Origin of the sequence: Kitasatospora sp. NPDC057542 (assembly GCF_042801945.1) — a bacterium.
In the GTDB taxonomy this organism is placed as follows: domain Bacteria; phylum Actinomycetota; class Actinomycetes; order Streptomycetales; family Streptomycetaceae; genus Kitasatospora.
On sequence record NZ_JBHVFE010000561.1, the window covers coordinates 1 to 5,258 of the forward strand.

The following is a 5,258-nucleotide window of genomic DNA, read 5'->3' on the forward strand; positions in this document are numbered from 1 at the left end:
GCCGCGAGAGGGATTCCCCGTGTGCTACGACCCGGACGCCGCCCCACCCGCCTTCAGCCCCGCCCTGTGGCCGCTGGCCGAGGCCTCCCCCCTCACCCTGACCTCGGCCGACGGCACTCGGTTCGGCGCCTTCCTGGCTCGCCCGGAGGTCGCCACCGGACCGGGCGTGCTCCTCCTGCCGGACAACAAGGGCCTGTCCCCGTTCTACCGGCAGACCGCCGCCCGGCTCGCCGAACAGGGCCACCCGGCCCTCGTCCTCGACTATTACGGCCGCACCGCCGGAGCCTCCCCGGAAAAGCGCCCGGCGGAATTCGGCGAACTGCCGAACCTGCTTCCCCACCTCCTCGCGCTGACCCCCGAGGGCCTGGACGCCGACATCACCGCCGCACTGGAACGGCTGCGTACCGACGGGCCCGACGAGGTGGTCGCGCTCGGCTTCTGCTTCGGCGGCCGGCAGGCCTTCCGCACCGCCGCACCGCGCTTCGGCCTGGCCGGCGCGGTCGGCTACTACGGCTACCCCGACGCCATCAACGGCGCCCCGGGGCCCACCCAGCTGGCCGGGGAGCTGACCGCCCCGATCCTCGCCTTCTGGGGCGGCGCCGACGAGCACATCCCGGCCGACACCGTCGCGGCCTTCGACGCGGCACTCACCGCGGCCGACTGCCCCCACGAGTTCGTCGGCTATCCGGGCGCACCGCACAACTTCTTCGAGCTCGCCGCGGTCGACCACGCCGACGCGGCCCGGGACTCGTGGCAACGCCTGCTGGGATTCCTCGCCCGACCGAGGTGAACCCCGCTCCCGGAGGCCGACCCGATGCCCGTCGACCCCGGCTCCCCCGCCCGCTCCCCGACCAGGCCCGGGGAATGGGCGGGGCCTGGGCACCGGTTAGGCTCGGGCGGTGTTCGAGCCCGATGCCGCTCCCGTGCCGCCCGCCGTGCCGCAGACGTCTGCCGTCGCGCCACGCTCTCCGTGGTGGCGGTTCGCGCTGCTGGTGGCGGTGCTCGCGGCAGCGGCCGGGTCGCTGCTGCTGTGGAGCCCGACGGAGCTGCTGTCCGGCGGGCTGGCGGACCGGATGCCCGGGTACTGGTTCGGCCCGCTGTTCGCCCTGGTCTACGCGGTGGGGACGCTCGCCTTCGTGCCCCGGCCGGCGCTGAACGCGGCGGCCGGGCTGCTGCTCGGCATCCAGCAGGGCGTGCTGCTGGCGGTGCTCGGCACCACGCTGGGCGCGGCCCTGGCCTTCGTGCTCGGCCGGGGCCTCGGCCGCGAGGCGCTGCGCCCGCACCTGCGCGGGAAGGTGCTCGGGGCGCTGGACCGGCGGTTCACCGAGCAGGGCTTCCGCAGTGTGCTGGTGCTGCGGCTGCTGCCCGGCATGCCGTTCCAGGCGGCCAACTACGGCGCGGCCTTCTCCGGGGTCCGCTTCCTGCCCTTCGTCCTGGCCACCGCGATCGGCGTGGTGCCGACCACCGCGGTGTACGTCACGGCGGCGGCCAGCGCCGGCCGACCGGGCTCGGCGGCCTTCCTGCTGTCGGCGGGGGTGATCGCGCTGCTGGTGCTGGGCAGCGTGGTGGGCCTCTGGCGGACGGCCCGGACCCGCCGCCGGGCGACGGCCGGCTGAACCGCTCCACGGACCCCGGAGCAAAATCGTTCGCGCCGGTTCGCCGCCGGACGCCAGGATGGCGCGCATGACCGAACCGAACCCGCGGGTGGACCCGCCGATGACGGCCGACGAGGCCGTCACCCTGACCGCCTTCCTCGACTACCACCGCGGTACGCTCGCGCTCAAGTGCGAGGGCCTGACCGACGACCAGCTGCGACTGCGGTCCGTCCCGCCGTCAAACCTCTCACTGCTGGGCCTGGTCCGGCACATGGCCGAGGTGGAGCAGTACTGGTTCCAGTCCGTCCTGCTCGGCCAGGAGATCACCGTCGGGCACTTCTGGACCAAGGAGAACGAGGACGGCGACTTCGACGACATCGACACCGCCGACGTCGCGGCCGACTTCGCCACCTGGCACGCCGAGGTCGAGGCCGCCCGTCGCGCCGCCGCCGGCCTGCCGCTGGACACCGTCGGCAAGAAGCTGCGCCGCGGCGAGCCGGTGACGCTGCGCTGGATCCTCACCCACATGATCGAGGAGTACGCGCGACACAACGGCCACGCGGATCTTCTGCGCGAATCGGTCGACGGCTCGACCGGCGAGTGACGCGGCGGGTGAAATCGTTTCCGCATTGTTGACAGAAGGTCAATTACGGTGTGACCGCGACCGATAAGGTCAACGCGCGCAACCGTACGGCGCTGCGCCGCGTCAGTGGGAGTGCCCGGGTTCGCCCGGGTTTCCGGCGCGGCACGACTCGTACGGGGGTTGCGAGCGGGCACGGGACCGGTGAACAGTGCGATACTCGGACAGTTCCGACGAGTGGATGACGTGTCAAGAACGGCACGCGCCCCCGGGGGACCAGGACGGGACGAGGCAGGGAGGCGCGGCATGGGAGCACTTCGCGACGAGCACCACAACGGGTGGCTGATGCCCTCGGGGAACTACCCGGCCGCGGTGTACGACGACGAGTGGGTCGAGCAGGAGACGGCTCCGGCCGCCCCCGCGCCCACGAAGATCGTCTCCCTGCGGCCGACGGGCTTCGAGGCGGCCCGGACGGTCGGTGAGCACATCCGGGCGAGCATCCCGGTGGTCATGGACCTCACCGAGATGGAGGAGGCCGAGGCCAAGCGCATGGTCGACTTCGCCTCCGGGCTGATCTTCGGCACCCGGGGCGGCATCGAGCGGATCGCCCGGAGGGTCTTCCTGCTCACCCCGGCCGACGTCGAGGTCATGGTGATCGACCGCCCGATGGACGACACCGGTTTCTACAACCAGAGCTGAGCCGCCGCCGCTGCCCCGCAGCGGCCGGGAGCGCGGCGCCCCGAGGACCGGGGACGGTACACCCACCGTCCCCGGTTTTTTGCTGCCCGGCCCCTGAGAGACTGCGCATCATTTGAGAGCTCAAACATAAGAATGAGACATTGATGTCTCACATGGACTAAGCTCGATCCATGGCCACCGATCGCGACACCGTCCTGGAAGCCGCCGTCGGCGTGCTCTCCCGCCGCCCGACCGCCCACCTGGACGAGATCGCGCGCGCCGCCGGCATCAGCCGCGCCACGCTGCACCGGCTCTTCCCGGGGCGCGATGCCCTGATCCGCGAGGTCGGCCTGCTCGGGCTGCGCCGGTTCGCCGCAGCATTGGACACCGCCGAGGTCGAACGGGGCGACGCCGAGGCCGCGCTGCGTCGCCTGGTGGACGCCTCCGTCCCGGACGCCATGCTCTGCGCCTTCCTGGCCGGCGAGAACCAGCTCTACGAGCACGACGACATCAACGACCTCTGGGAGGTCCAGATCGCCCGGCTGCACGCGCTCTTCCTGCGCGGCCAGCAGCAGGGCGTGTTCCGCATCGAGCTGAGCGCCGCCTGGCTGAGCGAGGCCTTCTTCGACCTGGTGGCCGGCGTCGGCTGGTCCATCCAGGACGGTCGGCTCGCCCCGCGCGACGCCGCCTTCTCCCTCGCCGAGCTGTTCCTCGGCGGCGCGCTGCGCAGAGCGGACACCCACACGCCCGCTCCCCCTGCCCACAGCACCTCCGACCACAGGCCGGACACCGATAAACCATGAACATCCTGACCGCCCGCCAGCGCTGGACCGGCCTCGCCGTCCTCGTCCTGGCCGTGACCGTGGTCGCCCTGGACGCGACCGTCCTCTCCCTCGCCATCCCGTCGATCAGCGAGACGCTGCGCCCCAGCGGCACCCAGCTGCTCTGGATCGGCGACTCCTACTCCTTCGTGCTGGCCGGCCTGCTGGTCAGCATGGGCGCCCTGAGCGACCGGATCGGCCGCAAGAAGCTGCTGCTGGCCGGGTCCGCCGCCTTCGGCGCCGCCTCCCTGCTGGCCGCCTACGCTCCGAGCCCCGGCTGGCTGATCCTGGCCCGCGCACTGCTCGGCGTGGCCGGGGCGACGATCATGCCCTCCACGCTGTCGCTGATCCGCAGTCTCTTCCCGGACGACCGGGAGCGGGCCACCGCGATCGGCATCTGGGGCGCGGCCGCCACCGCCGGCGCCGCCCTCGGACCGGTGGTCGGCGGGGTACTGCTGGAGCACTTCTGGTGGGGTTCGGTGTTCCTGCTGAACATCCCGGTGCTGATCCTGCTGCTGGTGTCCGGCGCCTGGCTGCTGCCGGAGTCCAAGGACCCGAAGCCGGGCCACTGGGACGTGCTGAGCGTGCTGCTGTCGATGGCCGGCGTGATCGGCGTGGTGTACGCGGTCAAGGAGGCCGCCGCGCACGGCCTGGACCGCTGGGACGTGCCGACCGCCTTCGTGCTGGGCGCCGCGGCGCTGTTCGTCTTCGTCCGCCGTCAGCTGCGGCTGGAGACCCCGCTGCTCGACGTCCGGCTGTTCCGCGACCGGCGGTTCACGGCGGCCGTCTCGGCCTCGCTGATCTCCCTGGTCGGGCTCTCCGGCGTGATCTTCGTGGTCTCGCAGTACCTCCAGCTGGTCCGCGGCTACCAGCCGCTCCAGGCGGGTCTGGCGGAGCTGCCGGCCTTCGCGGGCTCGGTGGTCGGCGGCCTGCTGACCGCCCTGATCGCCCGGCGCTTCGGCGCCCGCAAGGCGCTGACGGCCTGTCTGCTGGCGATGGGTCTGGGCGTGGGCGTGCTCGGCTGGCTGGCGCAGGACACCGCCTACCTGCTGCTGGCCGCCTCCTTCCTGCTGGTCGGGACGGCCGAGGGCGTGGTCTACACGCTCGGCGCGGACCTGGTGCTGAGCGCCGCGCCCGCCGACAAGGCCGGCGCCGCCTCGGCGGTCTCGGAGACGGCGTACGAGCTGGGCACCGCGCTCGGCATCGCGCTGGTGGGATCGGTGGTCGGCTCGATCTACGCGAGCGGGCTCTCCGTCCCGGCCGGGACCGACCCGGCGGCCGCCGCCCGGGCCGGCGAATCCCTGGGCGCGGCCGTCGAGACGGCGCAGGGCCTGCCGCCGGAGCTCGGCCGCCCCTTGCTGGCGAGCGCCCGGGAGGCCTTCGTCGACGGCATGAACAACGCCGGACTGCTGGCCGCCGTCCTGCTGGTCGGTGCGGCCGTGATGGCCTGGTGGCTGCTGCGAGGGCTGTCCGACCCGAAGGCCGGGCCGGCGGCCGTGGCGGACGGTGTGGTCGACGCGCCGACCGCGCAGCCGAAGGTCGACGCGTAAGGGCGCACGAGAACGGCCGTTCCCCCAGCGGGAA

At 73.0% G+C, this 5,258-nt stretch carries 6 protein-coding genes; all 6 read left to right on the top strand.

Annotation, left to right across the window (positions count from 1 at the left end):
- Positions 1-790: dienelactone hydrolase family protein (locus ACFU7Y_RS39525; protein WP_380771261.1), on the top strand; the 790-nt coding region annotated here is incomplete at its 5' end.
- 109 nt (positions 791-899) lie between these two features.
- Entirely contained in the window at positions 900-1,616 is a 717-nt protein-coding gene (locus ACFU7Y_RS39530; protein ID WP_224275860.1) for a TVP38/TMEM64 family protein, read from the top strand.
- A gap of 67 nt (positions 1,617-1,683) precedes the next feature.
- On the top strand, positions 1,684-2,199 hold the full coding sequence (locus ACFU7Y_RS39535; protein ID WP_224275862.1) for a DinB family protein: 516 nt from the start codon (positions 1,684-1,686) through the stop codon (positions 2,197-2,199).
- 282 nt (positions 2,200-2,481) lie between these two features.
- Complete coding sequence (locus ACFU7Y_RS39540; RefSeq protein ID WP_224275864.1) at positions 2,482-2,874, top strand: cell division protein SepF; 393 nt, start codon at positions 2,482-2,484, stop codon at positions 2,872-2,874.
- A gap of 170 nt (positions 2,875-3,044) precedes the next feature.
- Positions 3,045-3,656 carry a TetR/AcrR family transcriptional regulator gene (locus ACFU7Y_RS39545; RefSeq protein ID WP_224275866.1) on the top strand — a complete coding sequence of 204 codons (612 nt, stop codon included), beginning with the start codon at positions 3,045-3,047 and terminating at the stop codon, positions 3,654-3,656.
- Entirely contained in the window at positions 3,653-5,224 is a 1,572-nt protein-coding gene (locus ACFU7Y_RS39550) for an MFS transporter (protein ID WP_380771262.1), read from the top strand. Before ACFU7Y_RS39545 ends, ACFU7Y_RS39550 begins: the two co-directional genes overlap by 4 nt.
- Positions 5,225-5,258: the final 34 nt, after the last annotated feature.